The organism is Streptococcus sp. V728, from assembly GCF_052077995.1.
Lineage (GTDB): Bacteria > Bacillota > Bacilli > Lactobacillales > Streptococcaceae > Streptococcus > Streptococcus infantis_B.
The window spans coordinates 182,317-205,928 of the sequence record NZ_JBQJJH010000001.1 but is presented as its reverse complement, the minus strand read 5'-3'; the positions used below and the strand labels follow the sequence as shown (position 1 = coordinate 205,928).

The following is a 23,612-nucleotide window of genomic DNA, read 5'->3' as shown; positions in this document are numbered from 1 at the left end:
AACTTTTTTTACTTATTTTATTCTTTCCTCTGGTTTTTCTGATTAAAGGAGGTCATCAATTAACTCATCAACCGCATCTTTCTCAGCTTGAGGGGTAATTTCAGTAATCATAATTCCTGCTACTGCTCGCTCAACCAATCCTTCAACATCCATACGTGTTTCATACTGTTCAGCATTCTTAATCTTTGGATTTGTCTTCGGACGATCAGGCGCAAAAATCGTACAGCAGTCTTCAAAAGGTTGGATAGAAATTTCAAAGGTATCAATTTCCTGAGCAATGTCAATGATTTCTAATTTATCCATAGTCACAACTGGACGGATAATTGGTGTATTGGTCACCGCATTGATAGCCTGCATGCTTTCAAGGGTTTGGCTAGCTACCTGACCAAGACTTTCACCATTGATGATGACTAAGCCATTTCGCACTTCACGGATACGGTCTGTAATGCGCATCATAAATCGACGAGTCAGCGTCATCAGATAGGCTTCTGGAGCCTTGGCTTTAATTTCTTCTTGAATCTCAGTAAAAGGCACTTCGATAAACTGAATATTCCCACCGAACTTAGTCAATTTACGGGTTAAATCTTGGGCTTTCTTGAGGGCTCCTGGACTAGTATATGGTGGACTAGCAAAGTGGACAGCCTCAATATCTACACCACGTTTCAGCGCAAGATAACCTGCTACGGGCGAATCAATCCCCCCTGACAACATAAGCATTCCTTTCCCAGAAGTTCCAACTGGTAAACCACCTGCCCCACGAATGGTCTCATAGGAAAGATAAGCCGCCTCTTCACGAATCTCCACTTGCAGATTGATATCGGGATTTTTCATCTGGGCTTGTACATTTGGAATGGCATCAAAAACAGCACCACCAAGAACTTGGTTGAGTTCACGACTATCCAGTTCAAAGTTGTGATCACTGCGTTTGCTAGAGATCTTAAAGGTCATGCCTTCCTTATAGATGTCCTGCATAATCTCTTGGACAGCAGATTTAAGAACCTCGACAGATTTTTCAACCTTATATACTGGAGAAAAGTTTTGAATCCCGAAAACCTGTTTGAGAGACTCAGCTACTGCTGCATAGTCGGCTCCATTAAGATAAGCATGGGCACGGTCGCGATCAGCAGTTACCTTGACTTGAGGATAGATAGATAAAACATCTGAGATATTATTACGTAGTTTATTGATGAAACGCATACGGTTTTTACCTTTGGTTGAAAGTTCCCCGTAGCGAATCATAATTTCTGAATATTGCATGAATGCTCCTATCTTACTTTTCTAGTTTGATTGTAAATTAATTTTAGTTTGGTCAAAAATTGCTCAACTTGACTCATGTCATTTTCTAAATCCAGACTGAGACGAACTGCTGACTGGGCTTTATCCTTTTCGATGCCCATAGCAATCAAGGTTCCAGCAGGTTTTCCAGCCTTAGACGAACAAGCTGATGTTGTAGAAATGAAAATATCATAGTCTTCAAACGCGTGAACAATGACTTCCCCACGAACTCCCTTAATCCCAAAGGTCAGAATATGAGGGGCAAAGCCTTCCTCACCTGAAAAGACAAAAATATCTGGATATTCAAGAAGGGCCTGACAGATGACTTCCTTCATCTGACTCGTTTTGCTGGCAAACAATTCCAGTCTTTCCATAGCTAGACGTAAAGCCTTAGCTGTCGCTGCAATTCCTGCTACATTTTCGGTTGTTGAACGATAATCACGCTCCTGACCACCACCGGTTAATAGGGGAGTGATTTTCTTTCCAGACTTGATGTAGACAAAGCCAACACCACGAACTCCATGAAACTTATGACTGGAGAAGGTTGCAAAATCAACTCGGTCTGTCAAATACTTTTCTGTTGGTATTTTTGCCAAGGCCTGAACAGCATCTACATGGAAAGAAATGGTTGGTTTATCTGTTAAAAGCTCTGAAATAGCTTGGATGGGCTGGATAGAGCCAATTTCATTGTTAACTGCCATGACGGAGACCAAGGTCGTATCAGGACGAAGTAGTTTTTCTAAAGCAGCTACATCTACAAATCCCTTTTTATCTACAGGTGCAAAATCCACTTCAAAACCTTGAGTCTTAAGCCAGAGAGCTGACTCTTTGACTGCTGGATGCTCAATGTCAGACACAATGATGTGTTTACCAAATTGCGCTTTTTCAAATGCAACTCCTTTGATAACCCAGTTATCCCCTTCCGTACCTCCAGAGGTAAAGAAAATTTCCTCGCTTTTCTTGCCAATCAAATCTGCAATCTGTTGACGAGATGCGTCTAAAATTCTGGTAGACTGGTCTCCTAAACGATGAAGACTAGAAGGATTTCCAATAATTTTTGTAGACACCTGCATATAGGTTTCAAGTGCTTCTGGATAAGGCTTGGTCGTAGCCGAATTATCAAAGTAGATCATGGTTTCTCACGCTTTCTAAAATCACTGCTTCTATTGTAACACGAAACAGTTCAGGCGACAAGAAAGGCCGTTCAGGTTTATTTAAGTTTTTTTTAAAGATTTTGGGTATAATGAATCATAGTAAAGGAGAGCTATTATGTCTAACTATCGTAGAAGATCAAAACCTAAAACAGAACACATCAAAAAAGGGTTTACTGTCTTTCAAAAAACCATTGCAACGATTGCTAGTATTCTAGGTTTGATTACTGCTAGTATCACGATTATGAATGCCTTTGATAAAGATAAAGATAAAAAAGATACAAATCCGCAGACAACCATTATCAAGGAAATTCAAAAGGAAAGCCCTGCTCAATCAAACGCGCCTGCTCAGAATCAAGGAAGTAACCAAGATACTAATGCTGCAACTAGTGGAGTTGATCATAAAAATGACAACAAGGTTCAACCTGAAGAAAATACTCAAGCTTCTAACAACGTCCAAAAAAATAAAACTGATGGAGCTACTCAATCTGATACAGTTGCGACAGACAATAAAACAAATCCTTAACAATAAAGCTTCTCTCCAGTTTCGGAAAGAAGCTATTTTTTTATTGTTGTAAGACTTTTCGAGGTTTTGTACCTTCAGCTGGACCGATAACACCAGCCATCTCTAATTCTTCCATCAATCGAGTTGCTCGGTTAAAACCAACTGATAAACGACGCTGAATCATAGAAGCACTCGCCTTTTGTGTCTCGATGACAAGGGCTTTTGCTTCTTCAAAGAGTGGATCTCCAGCATCATCGCTAGAACCAAAATCACCTTCAGTCTCGGACACTTCTCCAGGATCAAAGCTTTCATCATAGTCAGCATCTGCTTGGGCCTTGATAAAGTTTACAATACGCTCGACATCATCATCTGAAATAAAGGAACCTTGGAGACGAACTGGATGGTTTTCATCGATTGGCTTAAAGAGCATATCTCCTCGTCCAAGCAATTTCTCAGCACCGTTTTCATCTAGGATAGTTCGTGAATCCGTACCTGATGAAACAGCGAAGGCTACACGTGATGGCACATTGGCCTTAATCAAACCAGAGATAACATCAACCGATGGACGTTGGGTTGCAAGGATCATATGGATACCAGCTGCACGCGCCTTTTGTCCGAGACGGATAATAGCATCTTCTACTTCCTTGCTGGCAACCATCATGAGGTCAGCAAGCTCATCCACAATCACGACGATGAAAGGTAGAGGTACTTGTTTATACTCAGATTGTGCATTAAACTCCTCTACCTTAGCATTGAAACCAGCGATATTTCGAACTCCGACTTTAGCAAAGAGCTCATAGCGGTTTTCCATCTCATCAACAACTTTTTGCAAAGCCTTGCTGGCCTTACGAGGGTTGGTCACAACTGGAATCAAGAGATGAGGAATATCATTATAGACTGAAAGCTCAACCATCTTTGGATCGACCATCATAAACTTAACCTGATCTGGGCGGGCCTTCATCAAAATACTTGCGATGATTCCATTAACTGCAACGGATTTACCAGAACCAGTAGAACCTGCAACTAGCAAGTGAGGCATTTTAGCTAAGTCAAAACTACGAGCTGTTCCGTTCACTGCTTTCCCAAGAGGAATTTCTAAAAGATTTTCAGGTTTCGTTTGCGATTGCTCCCAAAGTTCTCGGAAGGATACAGTTGCAATTTCAGAGTTCGGAACTTCGATACCGACCAAAGATTTCCCTGGAATTGGAGCCTCAATACGGACATCCTTGGCAGCCAAAGCCAGAGCCAAGTCATCTGCTAGGTTGGAAATGCGATTGACACGAACACCTACAGCAGGTTTTACTTCGTACTTGGTAACAGATGGTCCAATTTCTGCTCTTTCAACCGTTACCTTAATACCAAAGCTTGCGAAGGTTTCTTCCAAAATCTTGATATTCTCCCGTACGATTTTCTTTTCTTTAGACTGGTCTTTTGGCTTATCTGGGGCGAAAAGTTGCAAGCTTGGGAGTTTATACTCTAAGGCTTTTTTAGCAGAAAAATCGACTTCTACTTCTTCGTCATCCTCTTCCTCTTCAGGTAAAACTTCTTCCTCAGGAAGGTAGGCTTCTTCAGGATATTCATACTCGGCTTGAGGGAGAATAATCTCAGGCTCTACCCATTCTTCCTCTGGAAGTGGAGGAAAATCGTGCAGTGGCTCTTCTGATAATATTTCTCTAGTTTCCATATCTACAGGAGGCATATCAATCAAAGCCTGCTCTTCTCTTTCTTTCTCAAGTCTTGCTTGTTCTTCTGCTTCTCTTCGTGCCTTTTCTTCTTCACGCTTGATAAAGCGTTCTTGTTTTTTCTGCTCATGGCGCTCCATCCAGATAGCAAATCGAGCTGAGAGAAAATCAGCGATATCGTAGATAGACCATGGACTCATTAAAAGAGCTCCGATTAGGATTAAGATTGCCCCTATGAAATAGGTACCGATGTTTGAGAACAAAAAGGCTACTGGTATGTAGAGTCCTACCCCTAACAAGCCTCCCCCTGCAAAACTTGTTACTTGAAAACTGGTTAAATCTTTAAAGATTTGTCCAATCGTTCCTTGAAAAACAGCATTTGCCATGCTAAGCTTCCAGACAAGATAAGCTTGGAAGATGAGGAGCAAGCCTGCAAAAATAAAGAAGAAACCTGCTAGCAAGCCTTCTTGTTTATGAATCCATTTAAAGAAGAATAGATAAATCAAGAAAGAGAAAATAGCTAAGTATGCTAAACTCCCTACGAGTAAGCGAATCAGGTTATAAACAGTGATTCCGACAGCTCCCCATTTGAGGGCTGCAAAAATTAAACAGATAGCCAAAGCTAAAGAAATCAACATTCGTTGAATCGCTTGTTTTCTTTCTAATTCTGCTTTAGACGGTCTACGTCTTGTTTTACTTGTATTCTTGTTTGCCATGCTTCTATTATACCATATTTCATGAACTTTTCGAGGGGTTAAAAAAATGACTGACACTTTCGTGTTCAGTCATTTGAATATATTACAATTATTTTTCTAATGGTTTACGAAGGTAACCATAAACCACACCACTTACCAGTGCTCCAATCAAGACAAAGACAAGGTAAAGAAGAGCATTTGTTGTAAGGGCGATAACGAAGATTCCTCCATGAGGAGCCATGAGTTTGATATTTGCAAGACCAACAAGTCCACCTGCTACTGCTGAACCAAGGATAAAGCTTGGAATAGCACGAGCTGGGTCAGCTGCACCAAATGGAATCGCACCTTCAGTGATGAATGACAATCCCATGACGATGTTCGTCAAACCTGAGTTACGTTCTTCTTTTGTGAATTTATTTTTAAAGAGAAGAGTTGCGACAAAGATTGCAAGTGGAGGAACCATTCCGCCAGCCATTACTGCAGCCATGGCTACTGAACCACCTGTTGACACTGTTGCTGCAAGAGTACCGGTACCAAAGACATAAGCTGCTTTATTGACTGGTCCACCCATATCAACAGCTATCATTCCTCCAAGAACGATACCAAGAAGGACAGCTGATCCGCCTCCAAGACCGCCAAGGAAGTCGTTCATACCAGTGTTAATAGCTGCCATTGGGATGTTAACAGCAAGCATGACAAATCCTGTCAAGACTGTTCCAAGAAGTGGTAAGAGAAGGATTGATTTTGCACCTTCAAGTGAACGAGGAACCTTCACATATTTCTTAACTAAGAGTACCAAGGCACCTGCGATAAATCCACCAACAAGAGCTCCTAGGAAACCTGATGATACACCTGCAAGGGCTGAAGTTGCTTCACCACCTTGAGCATAAGGGATTTTACCAAAGGCAAAACCTTCTTTGGCGATAGCACCAGCTACGAAACCTGCTACCAAACCTGGTTTTTCTGCGATTGAGTAAGCAACATATCCTGCAAATACTGGAAGCATCAAACCAAAGGCTGCGCCACCAATTTTCATGAACATCGAAGCGAGTTCATGGTAAGAACCAAGATTTCCAAGGCTCTCATTAGGCACACCCAAAGCACCATCAATCAAGAAGGCAAGGGCAATCATGATACCACCACCGATAACGAATGGCAACATTTGAGATACACCACTCATTAAGTGTTTGTAAAAGGCACCACCGATACTTTGTTTTTCATTAGATGCTGTTGTTGCTTTTGCTCCATTAGCAGCATGGTAAACTTCAGCATTTCCAGAAAGAGCAAGGTTAATCAATTCTTCAGTTTTACGGATACCGTCTGCTACTGGACGATTTACCAATGGTTTGCCATCGAAACGATCCATTTCAACTGCTTTATCTGCAGCGATAATTACAGCTTTAGCCTTACGGATATCTTCTGCTGTCAATTGGTTACCTACACCGCTGGCACCATTAGTTTCAACCTTGATACCAACACCCATTTCAGCAGCCACTTTTTGAAGAGCTTCTTGAGCCATGTAAGTGTGGGCGATACCTGTTGTACAAGCTGTAACTGCTACGATAAAGTCCCCAGATTCATTAGCAGAAGGCTGAGCTGGTTCCTCAGTTTTTTCTGACGCTTGATCAAAGAGTTCAATAACTTGGTCAGCTGATGTTACTTGACGAAGTTTGTCAGCAAAACCGTCTTTCATTAAGTATTGAGATAATTCTGCCAAGGCCGCCAAGTGAGTATCATTGGCACCTTCTGGAGCAGCAATCATAAAGAAGAGGTCAGTTGGTTGTCCATCTAGACTTTCGTAGTCAACACCCTTATTTGACTTAGCAAAGAGAACAGTCGCTTCTTTAACTGCAGCATTTTTGCTGTGAGGCATTGCGATACCGTCACCCAAACCTGTAGAAGTCAAAGCTTCACGCGCCAAGATTCCTTCTTTGAAGGTTTCGAAATCTGTCACATATCCGTGCTCTACCAAGCTATGAATCATTTCTTCGATAGCTGCTACTTTTTCAGTTGCTTGCAAATCAAGCAACATCACATCTTTTCTCAGTAAATCCTGAATTTTCATCTTTTTTCTACCTCAACTTTTTCATAAGTTTCTTTAATAAATGCTGCAGTAGCCAAGTCATCAGAGAAGGTAGTTGCTGTTCCACAAGCCACACCCCATTTGAAGGCTTCTACTGCGTCTTTTGATTTTACAAACTCACCAGTAAATCCAGCAACCATTGAGTCACCAGCTCCCACTGAGTTTTTCACTGTTCCCTTGATTGGCTTAGCAAAGTAGGCTCCCTCGGATGTTACCAGAAGGGCACCATCACCAGCCATAGAGATGATAACATTTTGTGCACCTTTAGCCAGCAACTCTCGAGCGTATTTTTCAATCTCATCTAAGCTTTCGAGCTTCACTCCAAAGATAGCTCCAAGTTCATGATTATTTGGTTTGACCAAAAGTGGTTGATAATCCAAACTATCAATCAAGGTCTGACCTTCAAAATCACAGACTACTTGAGCACCCGTCTGACGGGTCAAGGCAATCAAATCCTTATAGATAACATTGCCTAAGTTTTTAGCACTCGATCCCGCAAATACAACTGTATCATCTGCTGTTAGACTTGAAAGGATAGCTTTCAACTCCTCCAGTTGCTCTGCTTCAACAGTAGGACCAGTCCCATTGATTTCGGTTTCTTGGTCTGCTTTGATTTTAACGTTGATACGCGTATCTTCTGCAACTTGCACAAATTGCGTTTCAATTTGTTCCTCAGCTAAAGTATCTGTGATAAATTTACCTGTAAAGCCTCCGATAAATCCAGTCGCTGTATTTGGAATGTCTAGACGTTTCAAGACGCGACTGACATTAATTCCCTTACCACCAGCAAACTTATCATCACTATCCATACGATTAACACTACCAACTTCTACTTTATCCAAACGGACAATGTAGTCAATAGATGGATTGAGCGTGACTGTATAAATCATACTTCTATTACCTCCGTTTTTTCTTTGATAGCTGGCAAGAGCTCATGACCCTTGCTAGTAATGACTATAGCTCGTTTTAGAGGGGCAACCTTAGCAAAACTAGACTGGCCAATCTTAGATGAATCCGCTAAGACATAGGTTTGTTTGGCATTTTCTAAGATAGCTCGCTTAACCGCTCCTTCCTCCATGTCTGGAGTTGTATAATAACCCTCGTCTACCCCGTTCATTCCGATAAAGGCACGATCAAAGTGTAATTGGTTAATCTGGTTAAGAGCCACCCCTCCGATACTGGCATCCGTTGTCATCTTTACGCCACCACCAATAATGACTGTCGGGATTTGCTTATCCACTAATTGTACCGCATGGTGAATGGAGTTAGTTACAACAGTAATGTCTTTTCGCTCCAATTCCAAAATGAGAAAGGCTGTCGTACTTCCTGCATCCACAAAGATAACATCTTTTTCTTTGATGAGGGAAGCTGCTTTTTGCGCAATCAACTTTTTCTCTTGAAGGTTTTTGACAGATTTCTCTTGAATAGTTTCTTCTTCTTGCAAGGAGTGAGGCAACTCTGCTCCCCCGTGCACTCGACGAAGTTTATTTTCAGACTCTAACTCATCTAGATCACGTCTAACTGTGGATTCTGAAGTATCTAGCAAGCCTACCAATTTCTCTAGAGAGACGATTTTATGCTTACTCAATTCTTCTAAAATCAACTTTTTTCTCTCGGTTTTTAGCATCGACTCACCTCCTGTTAACGATTACATTAATCATTCTATCACAAAAAAAATCAAAGTCAAGCATTTTTTATCATTTTCTTTCATTTTCTGTCAAAACTTCTTCAGTTTTTAAATAAATTTGCAAGAAAGTAGGCTTTGTGGTAGACTAGGTTAGTAACTATTGGAAGATTACTCAAGAGGCTTAAGAGGCCGTGTTGGAAACGCGGTAGGCGTGTAACAGCGTGCGTGGGTTCGAATCCCATGTCTTCCGTATACATTCAAAAAAGATACCCAGGAAATCTTGGGTATCTTTTTTCTTATATGTTTATTTTAAAGCTCGGGTGAATTTCTTAAAAAATATCAAACAGCAATTTCACATTGAGGATAGTCAAAATGACGGAAACAATATAACCAAGAATGGTATTCCACTTGGCATTGGTAAATTCTCCCATCAGTGATTTCTTAGAAGTTAGATAAATCAGAGGAAAGATTGAGAATGGAAGAGCGATTGAAAGAAAGACCTGTGAATAGACCAACAACTGATCCAAGGTTTTTTCCTGATGACCAAACAAAACCGCTACTATCATAACAGGTAGCAAGGCAAAGAGGCGTGTCGCCAAACGAATAAACCATTGTGGCAATCTCATATGTAAGAAACCTTCCATAACGATTTGTCCAGTCAAGGTACCCGTAATTGTCGAATTTTGACCACTGGCTAATAAAGCCAAGGCAAACAAGGTTGATAAGGTCGAGCTAGCTATAGCTCCTGCAATAGTAGAATCCTGCAAGGCAATATACATTTGAGAGAAGGCAGAAATCTCAGATGCATGGCCGAAAAAGAGAGCCGCCCCGAGAATTAATAGAAGGGAGTTAACCACAAAGGCCAAGGATAATTGGAGATTTGAATCCCAGGTCATAAAGCGCACGGCTTTTCGAACATCATTCTTGTCCTTGTGATTGATTTTCCGAGTTTGAGACAAGGAAGAATGCAAATAGAGGTTATGGGGCATAACCGTTGCTCCCACGATCCCTAGTGCCAAGGTTAATTGACTTTCATGTCCTGGCAAAGGACTTTCAAATAAGGTTGCATTCGGTAGATAACCCTCAACGATTCCTTGGAAGCTTGGATGTGACAAAGCTACCAGATAGGTAAAAATTGCTAGAATGGTTAAAATCAGTGTTGTCACAATAGCTTCAATCTTCTTAAAGCCAAATTTCATCAGAAGCAATAAGAGAAAAACATCCAACACGGTCAAGAGAATTGCTATCATAATCGGAATCTTAAAGAGAAGATTGAGAGCAATCGCTGAACCTAGAACTTCTGCCAGATCTGTCGCCATCAAGGCTAATTCTAAAATCACCCATAGACTATAACGAAGCCATTTAGGTGAATGATGAGCCGTTGCTTGAGCCAGGTCCATCTGGGTTACAATCCCAAGCTTTCCTGCCATCTGCTGAAGTTGCATGGCAATGAGAGATGAAATCAAGATAACAAACAAGAGACTATACTTATAGGAAGCACCACCGACTACACTGGTAATCCAGTTTCCTGGATCCATATAACCAACTGCGACAAGAGCACCCGGACCTAAAAAGGCCTTTAAATTTTGCCAGAAATGATTATTATTTGGAGTATCGATAGATTGATTAATCTCAGAGAGTGACACTTTTTTATGAGAAGACATAGATACTTACCTCTTTCTAAACCTACTTTTTCATTATTTTCTATTAGAGAAAAATAAGATTGACTTTAAACTATTAAAACAATGAAAACTATATGAAAAACATTTAGTTTTTTCATTATTTTTCTTAAGGCACCTTAATTATAACAGAAAATATGATAAAAACTTAAGAAAATTCAGGACTTGATTTAATATTTAGGATACAACAAAATGTTGTATTCTTTTTTTGCAAAAGAATACCAAAGAATAAAATAAAAAACGTTGTAAAAACAACGTTTTAGAAAGATTTACAAAACAATGTAAATTATCAATGGAGCCGGTGGGAGTCGAACCCACGTCCAAACACCTGCTAACATATTTGTCTACAACCATAGGTTATGTATTGTTTTAACAATCCCTCGACACATAACTCAAGCCTAGGAACTGCGAGTCTATAAATCTCTTACCAAACTGCTAGACAAAGCTTGATCGTATCTCGCTAATAATAAGACCCATCATCAGACACGAGCAATCCGAATTGGGTCACGCCTGCTGGTTTTTAGGCAGCTAGAGCGTAAGAAGTGTTATTTTTTGCAGTTATATTTAACTGAGCGTTTACGTCGCCACACGAGTTGCAAAATATGCCTCATAATGCCTGTCGAATCCGTAACGACCCCAAAGACTATAAAGATATTATACCTTATCTAGGTTAAAAAAGCAAAAATGCAAGTAGATGTCTAGAAAAGTCTAGTTTTCAAGGTTTCTGATAGAGCCTGATAGCCAGAAACGCTAAGGTGAAGCCCATCTGTTGTATAGTCAGATTTGAGTTGCCCTTCCTGATCGAGTAGCTCTTCAAAAGCAGACACATATTCTACCTGCATGTATGCAGAAGCTAGCTCTTGATAGGCTTGGTTCCAGGCCTTGATTTTCTCATTTGTGCGAATATAAACTGTCTGTTTGTATTCTTCCCCTTGATGAACTGGCAGAATAGAAACTAGCTTAATCTGTGACAGCGGATAGTCACGAGAAATACTTTGAATCACACTTTCAAGATTTGTTAATGCTTGACTCATCGGAACATCTTTCCCAATGTCATTGGTCCCAATCAAAAGCACAATTTGATCCACCGCATCACCATAGAGGTGGGCATCAAGGTTATCTAGTAAAAGTCCGGTCTGATAACCCCGAATACCTCTATTTACAATGGTCTTTGTTGTCCCTAGCAATTCTTGCAAGGGATAATACTCAACAATAGAATCTCCAATAAAGATGATATCTGGTTCAATTACCGAAATCTGATTGAGTTCACGATACTTGGTTTGGATTTTCTCTTGCTCTTTTAAGAGCCAGTTTTCTAATAGCTGTACTGCCAAGTTATTCTCCTCTTTCTAGCCAGTTCTCTAAAACTTGGTAAACACCCGCCTGACTGTTGGCTGGAGCTACTTTTGTCGCAATTTCTTTAACAGCCTCTTCTGCATTTTCCATAGCGTATGAAATTCCTGCCAACTCTAACATTTCAATGTCATTTTCACTATCACCAAAGGCCATAATTTGTTCAGGTTTTAAGTTCCAACGTTTGAGCAATTCTACTAGCCCCCACGCTTTATGAATCCCATCTTGTAAGATATCAATACAGCCATAACCGCTGGAAACAGCTCGCACATGCCCATCAAATAGGTCATTAATTTCCTGTAAAACCGATTCGGATCGCTCTTCACCAACTACCATGCTCATCTTGAGAACACCACCGAAGAGATTAGAGTCAAATTCATCGACAAAGTTCATTCGTTGATAGAGCTTCTCAATCATCTCTGGAGTCATAAATTTATCAAGTTCTGTAAAAACAGTACCTTTCTTTACAAAACCACCATTCATCGCAGTTACGACAAACTGATCCTGACATTCTCTACCTTTAAAGTGAGCTAAAGCCCTATCAACCATGGCATCATCCCAAGTTTGTGCTTGAAGCAATTCATTATTTTCGAATATCCGAGCACCATTAGCAACTACCAGAACGACTCTTTCTACAAGATACTTCAGTAATTGTCTCATACGATGAACTTCATTTCCAGTCGCGATTACAAAACGAACGCCACGTTGGTCCAGCTGATCCAAAATTTTCTCTAAGCGAGGAAGGTCTAGTTGACCTCTTGGATCTAACAAAGTACCATCCATATCCGTTGCTACTATCTTAATTTCCATTTTGTCTCCTTGAGATTCGAATCACTACCACTTCAAACCTACATGTTCATTCATTTCTTTATAGGCTGTATCAATCCGTTCCTTGGTAGCCTCGTCTAACTGACTACGGTATTTCCCACCCTCAATAAAGTCTTCCAGGATATAAGTTTGGTAAAGATAGAGTGGGTATCCTTCTGGAGAATAGCCTCCCTTTGGAGTCCTACTCACCCAACTTGGATGGGCTTGGGCAGTTTCGATAGTCGTTTTACCGGATTTCTTCTTAATGGTCACATCCATGAGAACTCCACGTTCCGTCCACTTGGCATTTTCAACATCCTGCATGGTTTCAATCCGTTGATTTGAGATGAAATTCCCCATAGAGTAAATGATAAGCTTTTTATCACCTTCTTTTTCAACCGTTTCAGCTGGTTCAACAACGTGAGGATGACCACCAAAGATAATATCTGCTCCCCAATCAATCATTTTATGGTAAAGTTTCTTTTGCTCCTCAGTCGGCTCAATTTGATACTCAACTCCCATCTGAGGCATGATAATTGTAATATCCGCCTCCTTCTCTGCTCGTTCAATTTCAGCCTTCATTTTATCTTCATCTAAGTCTGAAAGATAACGATTATAATCCTCTTGAGAAATGCTTTGTTCAATTCCGTTAAAACCATAGGAATAAGCTAAAAGGGCAACTTTAATCCCATTGACTTCCTTGATGACAATAGGTGCTTTATCTCGTGGTTCATGAGTGTAGACTCCGATTGGTGTCATTCCAGCTTTTTCAATCGCATCTGCGGTTGAAACTACTCCCTCAATTTGAGAATCCAAGATATGATTATGAGCCAAGTCTAGCACTTGATAGCCTGCATCTTTTATAGCGTCCATGACTTCACCAGGTGCATTAAACAAGGGGTAACCTGCAAGATAGTGATCTTTATTTACAGTTCCTTCAAAATCACCAATGACCAAGTCAGCTTGCTTAAGCCAAGGCTTTACGTATTCAAAATTTTCATGGAAATCATAGGTACCATCTGATTTTTTGGCTGAAATATAGATAATGTCATGATAGAGCAAATCACCATTGGCCATGATCCGAGCACTTGTTTCTTGCTCTGTTGCCGTAGTTTTCTCCTTAGAGTCAGCTGTCTGACTTACGACAGTTGTACTACTACTGGTCAATGGAAATCCCTTTAGCCCCTCGACTAATAAAGTCAAAGCCATTGAGATTGCAACGGCAATCAACAAAACAGTAATAAAGGTTTTATTACTCCATTGGCGATAGTTTCTAAAAAATCGAATCAATTTCTCGACAAGCCGTAAGATAGGACCATTTTGATTTCTACTACTGCGTTTTTCCATCTTTTTTCTCCTTGCTTTTTGATGCAAGTTTCCTTATCTTATTATACCACAGACAAATAGGTATTTCCTTTTATTCTATTATTTTTTAACGGCTTCTGTCACTTTCTTTCTCATCTGTTTTGTGTTATCATGTAATTGTAATGGAAGGAAGGAGAGAACATGTCTGCTATAGAACGTATTACAAAAGCTTCACATTTGATTGATATGAAAGATATTATTCGAGAGGGCAATCCAACCCTACGTGCTGTTGCCGAGGAGGTCACTTTCCCATTGAGCGATCAAGATATCATTCTCGGTGAGAAAATGATGCAATTTTTAAAACATTCACAAGATCCAGTTATGGCTGAAAAGTTAGGTCTACGTGGAGGAGTTGGACTTGCAGCACCCCAATTGGACATTTCAAAACGCATCATCGCTGTTTTGGTTCCAAATATCACTGAAGATGGTGAAACACCTCAGGAAGCCTATGACTTACAAGCTGTAATGTACAATCCTAAAATCGTCTCACACTCAGTCCAAGATGCTGCTCTAGGTGAGGGAGAAGGTTGTCTATCAGTTGATCGAGCGGTCCCAGGTTATGTTATCCGCCATGCTCGAGTAACAGTCGACTACTTTGATAAGGATGGTGAAAAACATCGCATCAAGCTAAAAGGCTACAACTCAATCGTTGTACAACATGAAATTGATCACTTAAATGGTGTTATGTTTTACGACCGAATCAATGAAAAAGATCCCTTTGCAGTCAAAGAAGGTCTACTCATTCTTGAATAAAAAATCCCGTTGAAAAACGGGGTTTTATGTTATAATAGAGCCATGAAAACAAATGATATCGTCTATGGCGTTCACGCCGTCACTGAAGCACTTTTAGCAAATACTGGAAATAAACTCTATCTCCAGGATGATTTACGAGGAAAAAACGTAGAAAAAGTTAAGGAACTAGCTACCGAAAAGAAAGTATCCATTTCTTGGACTTCAAAAAAATCTCTTTCCGAAATGACTGAAGGTGCTGTCCACCAAGGTTTTGTTTTGCGTGTTTCTGAATTTGCCTATACAGAACTTGAGCAGATTCTTGCAAAGACCCGTCAAGAAGAAAACCCACTACTATTGATTCTCGATGGACTAACTGACCCTCACAACCTAGGTTCTATCCTAAGAACAGCCGATGCAACCAATGTTTCAGGTGTCATTATTCCTAAACATCGAGCTGTCGGCGTCACTCCTGTCGTAGCAAAAACAGCAACAGGTGCGATTGAACATGTTCCTATTGCCCGAGTCACTAATCTTAGTCAAACCTTGGACAAACTCAAAGACGAGGGATTCTGGACTTTTGGAACTGATATGAACGGAACACCTTGCCATAAATGGAATACAAGTGGCAAAGTTGCTCTCATTATCGGAAATGAAGGAAAAGGTATTTCAAGTAACATCAAGAAGCAAGTGGACGAGATGATAACTATTCCAATGAATGGACATGTACAAAGCCTCAATGCCAGTGTTGCTGCTGCTATTCTCATGTACGAAGTCTTCCGAAATCGATTATAAAAAAGTTTCCAATCGTTTGATTGGAAACTTTTTTAATTATGTTCAATGATATATTTATAGGCTTCTTGACCTGCAATAGCACCATCCCCAACTGCTGTTGTAACTTGACGAAGGTCTTTCTGACGAACATCCCCAACTGCAAAGACACCAGCAACACTTGTCTTCATGTGGTCATCAGTCACAATCCAACCTGCCTGATCTCGAATCTGTAATTCTTGAACGAAATCACTAACAGGATCTAATCCAACATAGATGAAAACACCACCAAAGGCTTGTTCTGTCACTTGTCCTGTTTTAACATTTTCAATGACAACTAACTCCACACGGTTTTCACCCTTGATTTCTTTGACAACAGAATCCCAAATGAACTTGATTTTTTCATTGGCAAAGGCGCGATCTTGCAAGACTTTTTGAGCACGAAGTTCATCTCGACGGTGAATGATGGTTACAGACTTAGCAAATCGTGTTAAGAAGATTGCTTCTTCAACTGCTGAGTCACCTCCACCTACGACCAATAAATCTTGGTCACGGAAAAAGGCTCCATCACAAACGGCACAATAAGAAACACCACGGCTATTGAGTTCTTCTTCGCCTGGAACTTCCAATAGACGGTGCTTAGAACCTGTCGCTACGATAACTGTGCGAGTTTCATAAACTTGGTCGTCTGTTACGACTTTTTTAAATTCGCCATGGTCCTCAACATTTTCAACAAAGCCATAAAGATGCTCAACACCAAGATTTTCAAGTGGTTCAAACATCTTTTCAGCTAATTCTGGACCGCTGATATTGGCATATCCTGGATAGTTTTCAATATCCGAAGTATTATTCATCTGACCACCAGGAAGGCCACCTTCAATCAAAGCAACTTTCAGATTACTGCGTGCTGCATACAAGGCTGCAGTCATCCCAGCAGGACCTGCACCGATAATAATCGTATCGTACATTCTCTTTCCTTCTTTCTTGTTGTAACTATTTTTATTCTAACGGATTATATCCTATTTAACAACTATTATGCCTTGAGAACCAACAAGATGCTCATGGTTGCAAAAGACAATACTGGAATTGTTAGAACTCCAATCATAATCATATCATAGAGGTGAGCTTGACGCTCCTTAGCAGTTTTATCCGCACCTGATAGAGCTCTAAAACCAATCCAAAGTCCTAAAATAACCAAGACTAGTAAAATCGTCAAAACCAAACTCTCTAAATACAAAGCAAATAGCTGAACTAACATGCTTTCTCTCATTTCTATTATTTTTAAAGAGTAAACCCAGTTAGCTTAGCCAACTGAGTTTTTCTTATCTTCTATTATATCAAATATAGGTCCGTTTGTAACTAGCAAAGAACTCTTTTGTTCGTTCTTCTTTTGGATGATTGATGATTTCATCTGGTGTTCCAGATTCGATAATCTTTCCTTTGTCCAAGAACAAAACCTTATCAGCCACTTGAGAGACAAAGGACATATCATGACTCACCAAAATCATGGTTTGGCCTGATTTAGCGGCATTGGCGATAGATCTTTCTACCTCACCAACCAATTCTGGATCCAGTGCTGAAGTTGGCTCATCCAAGAGTAAGACGTCCGGTTTCATAGCCAAAGCACGCGCCAAGGCTACTCGTTGTTTTTGTCCACCTGACAAGTGGCGAGGATAGTGTTGTTGACGATCAGATAAACCAACCTTAGCCAACTCTTCTTTAGCTATCTTAGTCGCCTCTTCATCGGATAGTTTTTTAACTACTACCAAACCTTCCTTGACATTGTCTAAGGCTGTTCTACGCTCAAACAGATTGAACTGTTGGAACACCATAGATAGTTTGCGACGAAGAGTCAGAATTTCTTCTTGCGTAATTTGAGAAAAATCCACTTTGAAATCATCAATCTGAATACTTCCACTATCAGGAGTTTCCAGGTAATTTAGGCTACGAAGAAAGGTTGATTTTCCTGCTCCTGATGAACCAATAAGAGCAACGACCTCTCCTTTTTGAATATCTAAGTTCAGATGGTCCAAAACAGTCTGACCTGAAAAGGATTTGCTTAAATTTGAAATTTTAATCATTAGCGAAGCTCTCCTTTCACATCTGTCTCAACATTATCTGGTGCTGAAATCGCCATTTTTCTTTCAATGAAACGACCAAGATTTTCAATAGCAATATTTACAACCCAATAAACTAGAGCTACTGAGATAAAACGTTCGAAATAACGATAATCTGCACCACCTAAGATTTGAGCTTGGGCAAAGACTTCTACGACACCCGCGCTGAAGGCTAGGGAAGTTCCCTTGGTCAAGCCAATGAGGGAGTTAATTAAGGTTGGTGTCGCAACTACTGCTGCATTTGGAATAATCACACGACGGTAAACTTGTGCACGTGTCATTCCAAGACTGCGAGCAGCTTCAATCTCACCAGGATTTACAGAAAGAATGGCTGCACGGATGGTTTCACTAGCATAGGCTGCCTCGTTAAAGGCAAAGGCTACAATTGCAAACGCTGCAGCTGGAATCGCATTGATATTAAATGCAGTTCCCCATTGTTGATTCAATGCTTTAAGTGCCAAAGGAATTCCGTAATAAGTCAACATGAGTTGTACTAAAATAGGAGTTCCTTTTAAGAAACTAACAAAAAAGGCTTGTAATGGATAAAGAATTCTAACGCGATTGATTTTTACAATGGCAAAAAGCAGGGCTAGCATAATTCCAAAAAAAGCACCAAATACTGTCAACATCAAAGTTGTCGGTAATTGCTGTACTATTCTTGGAATCCCATCAAAGACTGAACGCCAACTAAAGAGTTTGCCGTCTGGGATATATTGCATCAAATTTTGATACCAATCAGATGCTAAAATCGTTGTAACATTCATAGAAACATCCTCTCAAGATAATGATTCATTCTATCATACTTATGCTCTAATTAAAAATATTTGCTACGAGCATATCAGATTTCATCTACCTTCTAGTTTATCATACTTTAAAAGTGGGAGGTTATATATTTTATCTATCAAGGAGATAAACAAAAACTAATTCAGATCCAAGTTATTGTATGTTTTACGATAGCCAATTTGTTTTACAAGACCATTTTCAACTAGTATTGGACGTTTTAACAACATACCATCACTAGCTAAAAGTTTGGCTGCTTCTTTGTTTGATAAAGTTCCAACCTTATCTTTTAAGCCAAGCTCACGATATTTGATACCACTAGTATTGAAAAATTGCTTCAATTCAAACCCAGAAGTTTCGAGCCAGTTTAAAATAACCTTTTCACTCGGAGTCTCTTCTACGATATGAACATCTTTATATTCTAGTCCGAGTTGATCTAATTCTTTCTTTGCTTTCTTACAAGTTGTACATTTTGGATATTCGATAAATTCTAACATTTTTTCTCTTTCTATTTTTTATTTTCTTGATAACTTGCACCTTCATGATTCAAGAGCCAAACCTTCTTATCGAGCCCCCAAGCATAGCCTGTCAGACGTCTCCCAGCCCCTAGCACACGGTGACAGGGGACAAGGATAGACCAGGGATTGCGCCCTACTGCTCCTCCGATTGCTTGGGCAGAAGCCACCTGCAAGTCCTTAGCTATTTGTCCATAAGTAACTGTCTGACCAAAAGGAATTCCACGCAAGTAGTTCCAGACTCTTTTTTCGAAGTCACTACCGACAGGAGCTAAAGGCATCTTAGATAAGTCTTGATCTTGCCCCTTAAAATAAGTCTCTAAATAGGAAATAATTTGATTTAAAATGGGATGACTTTCAACAAGAGTTACATCATTTTCAGATAATCCCTTCTCAAAATCACTCTCTTCTTCAATCCATATTCCAAACAGATAGTGGTCATCTGCAACCAGAGATAAAATCCCAACCGGAGACTTGTACAGCATTTTTGCATACTTCTTAGGCATTTGATTTTATTTTTTGGTAGGCCAAGCGTTCCCCATCTACTGGAACTTTACCGACCTGTTTAAAGCCAAGTTTTTCAAAAATATGCTGCATGGCTTTGTTTTTAGCGTGCGTATCTGAACGAAAATCTAGGTAATCAAAACCTTCAATCAAGCCTTCCAAAAAGGTCTGAGCAACACCTTGACCTTGCACATCACTGGCAACTGCGATACGATGAAATACTAAGTATTCTGATTCTCTTCCTTCCCAGTTTCCATCATAAATGGCTTCATAAGCTATTTCTGGACTCTTAGTCACTGCTGCATAGGCTAAGAGTTCTCCTTCCTCTAAGGCTACATAAGCTTGACCAGATATAATATCTTCGATAATCGTATCTGCATCTGGATAGCCGTTTTGCCACTGAGTGCTACCAGCTTCTGCCAAACATTTCTTGGCTCCCTCAATCACTTGCATAATTGCATCAACTTCGTTTGGAAAGGCTAAACGAATTTCCATCCTATCTCCTCTTTTCTGACTAGTTTCTCTCATCATAGCATAATTTAAGGCTTTCTACAAGCAGTTAAAACTTGACTTTTAATTTCTATTATTTTATAATCTAGTTATCAAAACTAGATAAAAAGGAGTTGGAAATGAAATCTGTTTTTTCCTACCCAAAATGGAAAGAAATTCCAAATATCAATCTCTATCTGGACCAGGTTTTACTTTATGTCAATCAAATCTGTCCTCCAGTTTCTCCTGATAAGGAGAAAGGTTTGACAGCTTCTATGGTCAATAACTATGTAAAACATGGCTATCTGCCAAAACCTGATAAGAAAAAATACCAACGCAAACAAATCGCACGATTGATAGCTATTACTACTCTCAAGTCCGTTTTTTCTATCCAAGAAATTGCTCAAACCCTTAATACCCTACACACAGACACTAATTCAGAAAAACTTTACAATGCTTTTGTGGACTATATGAATGAAGACATTGACCCAGCAAATCCTATTATCCAGGCAAGCTGCCAAACTGTCAAACTCTATCATCAAACACTAGCACTAGTCTATACAGAAACTGAAGAGGAGGAAACAAATGAATACTAGCTTAAAACTTAGCAAGCGACTTAGTTTTGGAGAAGAAATAGCTAACAGTGTCACCCATGCTGTCGGTGCAGTTATCATGCTCATCTTACTTCCAATTTCATCAACCTATAGTTATGAAGCCCATGGATTTTTATCATCCATTGGTGTTTCGATTTTTGTCATCAGCCTTTTTCTCATGTTTCTTTCATCCACTATTTATCATTCTATGGCTTACGGTTCGACTCATAAGTATGTCTTGCGGATTATTGACCATTCCATGATTTATGTGGCAATCGCTGGATCTTATACTCCTGTGGTTTTAACTTTGATGAACAACTGGTTTGGTTATCTCATTATCGCCATTCAGTGGGGAACGACTATTTTTGGTATTCTTTATAAAATCTTTGCCAAAAAAGTCAATGAAAAATTTAGTCTCATTCTCTACCTCATCATGGGATGGCTAGTTGTAGCAATCTTACCAGCAATTATCAGCCAAACAAATCCAATGTTCTGGTGTCTCATGGTATCAGGAGGTCTATGCTATACAGTTGGTGCTGGGTTCTACGCTAAGAAGAAACCATACTTTCATATGATTTGGCATCTCTTCATCCTAGCAGCCTCAGCTCTGCAATACATTGCCATTGTTTATTATATGTAAAAAAAGAAGTTGGGAAAATCCCAACCTCTTTTTTATTTGCACATATTGATAAAATACTGGTGCAAGCGAAGATCATTTGTCAATTCCGGATGAAATGAAGTCACTAGCATATTCTTTTCTTGAGCAGCAACGATTTGATGATTCACTACTGCCAGAACATCAACACCCTTACCAACTTCACTAATAATAGGTCCACGGATAAAGGTCATGGGAATTTTGCCAACACCCTTACAGTCTGTCTCAGTATAAAAACTTCCTAGCTGACGCCCATAGGCATTACGCTCTACTACTATATCCATAGTCGCCAGATGACTTTCCTCTTGAGAAGCGATTTGTCTCGCTAGCAAAATCAGACCGGCACAAGTCCCAAAGACTGGTAAGCCATTGAGTATAGCTTCTCTTAGAGGAATCAACATTTGTTGATCACGTAAGAGCTTACCCATGGCCGTTGACTCACCTCCTGGCAAGATCAAACCCGACAGGTCACTCTGGTGTTGCAGAAAATCTTCTAGGTTTCGCAATTCAATACTTTCAACTCTTAGTTCAGTAAGCACTTTTTCATGTTCTACAAAGGCTCCCTGCAAAGCTAATATTCCGATTTTCATCTATTTTCCTCGCTCAGCCATGAGAATTTGGATTTCATTTTCATTGATACCAACCATGGCTTCACCTAAATCTTCAGAGATTTCAGCTAGAATTTGAGGATTTTGATAATTCGTAACAGCCTTAACAATAGCTGCTGCACGTTTGACAGGATCACCTGACTTGAAAATTCCAGATCCGACAAAGACGCCTTCCGCACCGAGTTGCATCATAAGAGCTGCATCTGCTGGTGTTGCCACGCCTCCAGCTGCAAAGTTGACAACTGGTAATTTTCCATGTTCGTGGACATATTGAACTAATTCTACAGGTACTTGGAGTTCTTTTGCGGCCACATATAATTCGTCCTCACGGAGGTTTTGAATGCGGCGGATTTCTTGATTCATCATGCGCATATGACGAACAGCCTGTACGATGTCTCCTGTTCCTGGCTCTCCTTTTGTACGAATCATCGATGCTCCTTCAGCGATACGACGCAAGGCTTCACCCAAGTCTCTTGCACCACAAACAAAAGGAACTTGGAATTCTTTCTTGTCTACATGGAAACGATCATCAGCTGGAGATAACACTTCACTCTCATCGATATAGTCAATCTCGATGGCTTCTAAAATCTGAGCTTCAACAAAATGCCCAATTCGAACCTTAGCCATAACTGGAATGCTGACTGCTTCTTGTATTTCCTTAATCATCTTTGGATCACTCATTCGAGAGACACCACCGGCCGCACGAATATCAGCTGGGATTCGCTCCAAAGCCATAACCGCTGCTGCACCTGCAGCCTCTGCAATTCTTGCTTGTTCAGGGTTTTGAACGTCCATGATGACGCCACCTTTAAGCATTTGTGCCAAATTTTTATTTAATTCATAACGATTTTCAGTCATTTTTTCTTCCTCATTACTTGTATTGGTAGCTACATGTTTATTTTAAGATAGAAATGACTCGAGGACAAGATAAAATAAATCAATTTGTCCGGGTACAATTATTTCTATCACAAAAAAAGCACCCACATAGGGTACTTTTATTTCTTAGATTTTTTAATACTTTTCACAAGATAAAAGAGATATCCTGAAACCATATAAGCAACAAAGATAGTGGCTGCCCATTTAAAGACAAAGCCCCAACCATGTTTGGTAGCATTCAAAAAGAAATAAGGGAAGGGACTATCCTTAGCATTAGGGACATCCATCTTTAGAACAAAACCGTTTAAGAGGGCAAAAATCATATAAATCAAAGGAAGACTGGTCCAAAGCATGGGATCAACCAACTTATATTGGCGACTCTTGTCAAAAATAATTGTATCTGCTAAAAACCAGAGAGGGACAATATAATGGCAAAGGAAATTCTCCAAACGGTAAAAATCTGTCGTCAAAGGAGCTAGCATGAAATGATAGATGACACAAGTAATCATAATACTCATAGTGACGCCACCTTTGAGACGTAGAATACCAGGACTCTGCCAACTATCACCACCACTACGCATCTTTAACAAAAGATAACCTGTAAAGAGTACAACCAAAAGGTTAGAAAGTACTGTGTAGTAAAGCAACATCCCTAGACCACCGCGTTTAGTAATCTCCAAGTATACACCGGTAAAGGCTGCTATAAATAAAAAGATACGACTATAAAATATTACTTTTTCGTTTTTAATCATG

The 23,612-nt window shown here is 39.9% G+C and carries 25 protein-coding genes, 1 tRNA gene and 1 other RNA gene; 6 read left to right on the top strand and 21 right to left on the bottom strand.

The window, feature by feature from the left end:
• Nucleotides 1-42: 42 nt before the first annotated feature.
• A complete protein-coding gene (thiI, locus tag ACTO1Y_RS01070; RefSeq protein ID WP_368910779.1) occupies nucleotides 43-1,257 on the bottom strand; it encodes a tRNA uracil 4-sulfurtransferase ThiI in 1,215 nt (404 codons plus the stop codon).
• Nucleotides 1,258-1,265: 8 nt separating this feature from the next.
• A complete protein-coding gene (locus ACTO1Y_RS01065; protein ID WP_414400861.1) occupies nucleotides 1,266-2,408 on the bottom strand; it encodes a cysteine desulfurase family protein in 1,143 nt (380 codons plus the stop codon).
• Nucleotides 2,409-2,544: 136 nt separating this feature from the next.
• On the opposite strand from ACTO1Y_RS01065, the gene ACTO1Y_RS01060 reads away from it, so the two are divergent.
• A complete protein-coding gene (locus ACTO1Y_RS01060) occupies nucleotides 2,545-2,952 on the top strand; it encodes a DUF6556 family protein (RefSeq protein ID WP_414400862.1) in 408 nt (135 codons plus the stop codon).
• 40 nt (nucleotides 2,953-2,992) lie between these two features.
• On the opposite strand, the gene ACTO1Y_RS01055 is transcribed toward ACTO1Y_RS01060, so the two are convergent.
• From ACTO1Y_RS01055 to ACTO1Y_RS01040, 4 genes are all read right to left on the bottom strand, one after another.
• A complete protein-coding gene (locus ACTO1Y_RS01055; RefSeq protein WP_441348030.1) occupies nucleotides 2,993-5,329 on the bottom strand; it encodes a DNA translocase FtsK in 2,337 nt (778 codons plus the stop codon).
• Nucleotides 5,330-5,417: 88 nt separating this feature from the next.
• Complete coding sequence (locus ACTO1Y_RS01050) at nucleotides 5,418-7,373, bottom strand: PTS fructose transporter subunit IIABC (protein WP_441348029.1); 1,956 nt, start codon at nucleotides 7,371-7,373, stop codon at nucleotides 5,418-5,420.
• Entirely contained in the window at nucleotides 7,370-8,281 is a 912-nt protein-coding gene (gene pfkB, locus ACTO1Y_RS01045; protein ID WP_441348028.1) for a 1-phosphofructokinase, read from the bottom strand. The genes ACTO1Y_RS01050 and pfkB overlap by 4 nt, the downstream gene beginning before the upstream one ends.
• Complete coding sequence (locus ACTO1Y_RS01040; protein WP_441348027.1) at nucleotides 8,278-9,018, bottom strand: DeoR/GlpR family DNA-binding transcription regulator; 741 nt, start codon at nucleotides 9,016-9,018, stop codon at nucleotides 8,278-8,280. Before ACTO1Y_RS01040 ends, pfkB begins: the two co-directional genes overlap by 4 nt.
• Before the next feature lie 162 nt (nucleotides 9,019-9,180).
• On the opposite strand from ACTO1Y_RS01040, the gene ACTO1Y_RS01035 reads away from it, so the two are divergent.
• Nucleotides 9,181-9,268: transfer RNA gene (locus ACTO1Y_RS01035), tRNA-Ser, on the top strand.
• A 79-nt stretch (nucleotides 9,269-9,347) separates the two neighbouring features.
• Here the strand turns inward: ACTO1Y_RS01035 and ACTO1Y_RS01030 are convergent.
• The 5 genes from ACTO1Y_RS01030 to ACTO1Y_RS01010 form a co-directional block, all read right to left on the bottom strand.
• A complete protein-coding gene (locus ACTO1Y_RS01030; RefSeq protein ID WP_441348026.1) occupies nucleotides 9,348-10,682 on the bottom strand; it encodes an Nramp family divalent metal transporter in 1,335 nt (444 codons plus the stop codon).
• 305 nt (nucleotides 10,683-10,987) lie between these two features.
• Nucleotides 10,988-11,335: a transfer-messenger RNA gene (gene ssrA, locus ACTO1Y_RS01025) on the bottom strand.
• A 60-nt stretch (nucleotides 11,336-11,395) separates the two neighbouring features.
• Nucleotides 11,396-12,031 (bottom strand): SGNH/GDSL hydrolase family protein, encoded by a 636-nt coding sequence (locus ACTO1Y_RS01020; RefSeq protein WP_247922133.1) that lies wholly within the window; start codon nucleotides 12,029-12,031, stop codon nucleotides 11,396-11,398.
• 1 nt (nucleotide 12,032) lies between these two features.
• Nucleotides 12,033-12,860, bottom strand: a complete 828-nt coding sequence (locus tag ACTO1Y_RS01015) for an HAD family hydrolase (RefSeq protein WP_441348025.1) — start codon at nucleotides 12,858-12,860, stop codon at nucleotides 12,033-12,035.
• Between the two features lie 24 nt (nucleotides 12,861-12,884).
• Entirely contained in the window at nucleotides 12,885-14,204 is a 1,320-nt protein-coding gene (locus ACTO1Y_RS01010; RefSeq protein WP_441348024.1) for a CapA family protein, read from the bottom strand.
• Nucleotides 14,205-14,363: 159 nt separating this feature from the next.
• Between ACTO1Y_RS01010 and def the strand changes: the two genes are divergently transcribed.
• Together def and rlmB are read left to right on the top strand one after the other, a co-directional pair.
• Nucleotides 14,364-14,975, top strand: coding sequence for a peptide deformylase (def, locus tag ACTO1Y_RS01005; RefSeq protein ID WP_414311231.1), 612 nt, complete (start codon nucleotides 14,364-14,366; stop codon nucleotides 14,973-14,975).
• A gap of 42 nt (nucleotides 14,976-15,017) precedes the next feature.
• On the top strand, nucleotides 15,018-15,746 hold the full coding sequence (rlmB, locus tag ACTO1Y_RS01000; RefSeq protein ID WP_441348023.1) for a 23S rRNA (guanosine(2251)-2'-O)-methyltransferase RlmB: 729 nt from the start codon (nucleotides 15,018-15,020) through the stop codon (nucleotides 15,744-15,746).
• A gap of 32 nt (nucleotides 15,747-15,778) precedes the next feature.
• Here the strand turns inward: rlmB and trxB are convergent, their stop codons facing one another.
• The 7 genes from trxB to ACTO1Y_RS00965 form a co-directional block, all read right to left on the bottom strand.
• Nucleotides 15,779-16,690: a thioredoxin-disulfide reductase gene (gene trxB, locus ACTO1Y_RS00995; protein ID WP_303943868.1), complete on the bottom strand. Its 912-nt coding sequence runs from the start codon at nucleotides 16,688-16,690 to the stop codon at nucleotides 15,779-15,781.
• 65 nt (nucleotides 16,691-16,755) lie between these two features.
• Nucleotides 16,756-16,980, bottom strand: a complete 225-nt coding sequence (locus tag ACTO1Y_RS00990) for a DUF4059 family protein (RefSeq protein WP_006149844.1) — start codon at nucleotides 16,978-16,980, stop codon at nucleotides 16,756-16,758.
• A gap of 79 nt (nucleotides 16,981-17,059) precedes the next feature.
• A complete protein-coding gene (locus ACTO1Y_RS00985; protein ID WP_045615514.1) occupies nucleotides 17,060-17,803 on the bottom strand; it encodes an amino acid ABC transporter ATP-binding protein in 744 nt (247 codons plus the stop codon).
• Nucleotides 17,803-18,603 (bottom strand): amino acid ABC transporter permease, encoded by an 801-nt coding sequence (locus ACTO1Y_RS00980; RefSeq protein ID WP_006149849.1) that lies wholly within the window; start codon nucleotides 18,601-18,603, stop codon nucleotides 17,803-17,805. Before ACTO1Y_RS00980 ends, ACTO1Y_RS00985 begins: the two co-directional genes overlap by 1 nt.
• Before the next feature lie 156 nt (nucleotides 18,604-18,759).
• A complete protein-coding gene (locus ACTO1Y_RS00975) occupies nucleotides 18,760-19,116 on the bottom strand; it encodes a Spx/MgsR family RNA polymerase-binding regulatory protein (protein WP_036757721.1) in 357 nt (118 codons plus the stop codon).
• An 11-nt stretch (nucleotides 19,117-19,127) separates the two neighbouring features.
• Complete coding sequence (locus tag ACTO1Y_RS00970) at nucleotides 19,128-19,619, bottom strand: methylated-DNA--[protein]-cysteine S-methyltransferase (protein WP_006149794.1); 492 nt, start codon at nucleotides 19,617-19,619, stop codon at nucleotides 19,128-19,130.
• A gap of 13 nt (nucleotides 19,620-19,632) precedes the next feature.
• Nucleotides 19,633-20,133, bottom strand: coding sequence for a GNAT family N-acetyltransferase (locus ACTO1Y_RS00965; RefSeq protein WP_006149788.1), 501 nt, complete (start codon nucleotides 20,131-20,133; stop codon nucleotides 19,633-19,635).
• Between the two features lie 134 nt (nucleotides 20,134-20,267).
• Here ACTO1Y_RS00965 and ACTO1Y_RS00960 point away from each other — a divergent pair, with 134 nt between their 5' ends.
• Together ACTO1Y_RS00960 and trhA are read left to right on the top strand one after the other, a co-directional pair.
• On the top strand, nucleotides 20,268-20,723 hold the full coding sequence (locus ACTO1Y_RS00960; protein ID WP_006149868.1) for a DUF1836 domain-containing protein: 456 nt from the start codon (nucleotides 20,268-20,270) through the stop codon (nucleotides 20,721-20,723).
• Nucleotides 20,713-21,360: a PAQR family membrane homeostasis protein TrhA gene (gene trhA, locus ACTO1Y_RS00955; protein WP_254727027.1), complete on the top strand. Its 648-nt coding sequence runs from the start codon at nucleotides 20,713-20,715 to the stop codon at nucleotides 21,358-21,360. Before ACTO1Y_RS00960 ends, trhA begins: the two co-directional genes overlap by 11 nt.
• A 32-nt stretch (nucleotides 21,361-21,392) precedes the next feature.
• Here the strand turns inward: trhA and pdxT are convergent, their stop codons facing one another.
• The 3 genes from pdxT to ACTO1Y_RS00940 form a co-directional block, all read right to left on the bottom strand.
• Nucleotides 21,393-21,965, bottom strand: coding sequence for a pyridoxal 5'-phosphate synthase glutaminase subunit PdxT (pdxT, locus tag ACTO1Y_RS00950; RefSeq protein ID WP_441348022.1), 573 nt, complete (start codon nucleotides 21,963-21,965; stop codon nucleotides 21,393-21,395).
• Complete coding sequence (gene pdxS, locus ACTO1Y_RS00945; protein WP_441348021.1) at nucleotides 21,966-22,841, bottom strand: pyridoxal 5'-phosphate synthase lyase subunit PdxS; 876 nt, start codon at nucleotides 22,839-22,841, stop codon at nucleotides 21,966-21,968. It lies immediately after the preceding gene.
• A gap of 137 nt (nucleotides 22,842-22,978) precedes the next feature.
• Nucleotides 22,979-23,611 carry a Pr6Pr family membrane protein gene (locus ACTO1Y_RS00940; protein WP_441348020.1) on the bottom strand — a complete coding sequence of 211 codons (633 nt, stop codon included), beginning with the start codon at nucleotides 23,609-23,611 and terminating at the stop codon, nucleotides 22,979-22,981.
• Nucleotide 23,612: the final 1 nt, after the last annotated feature.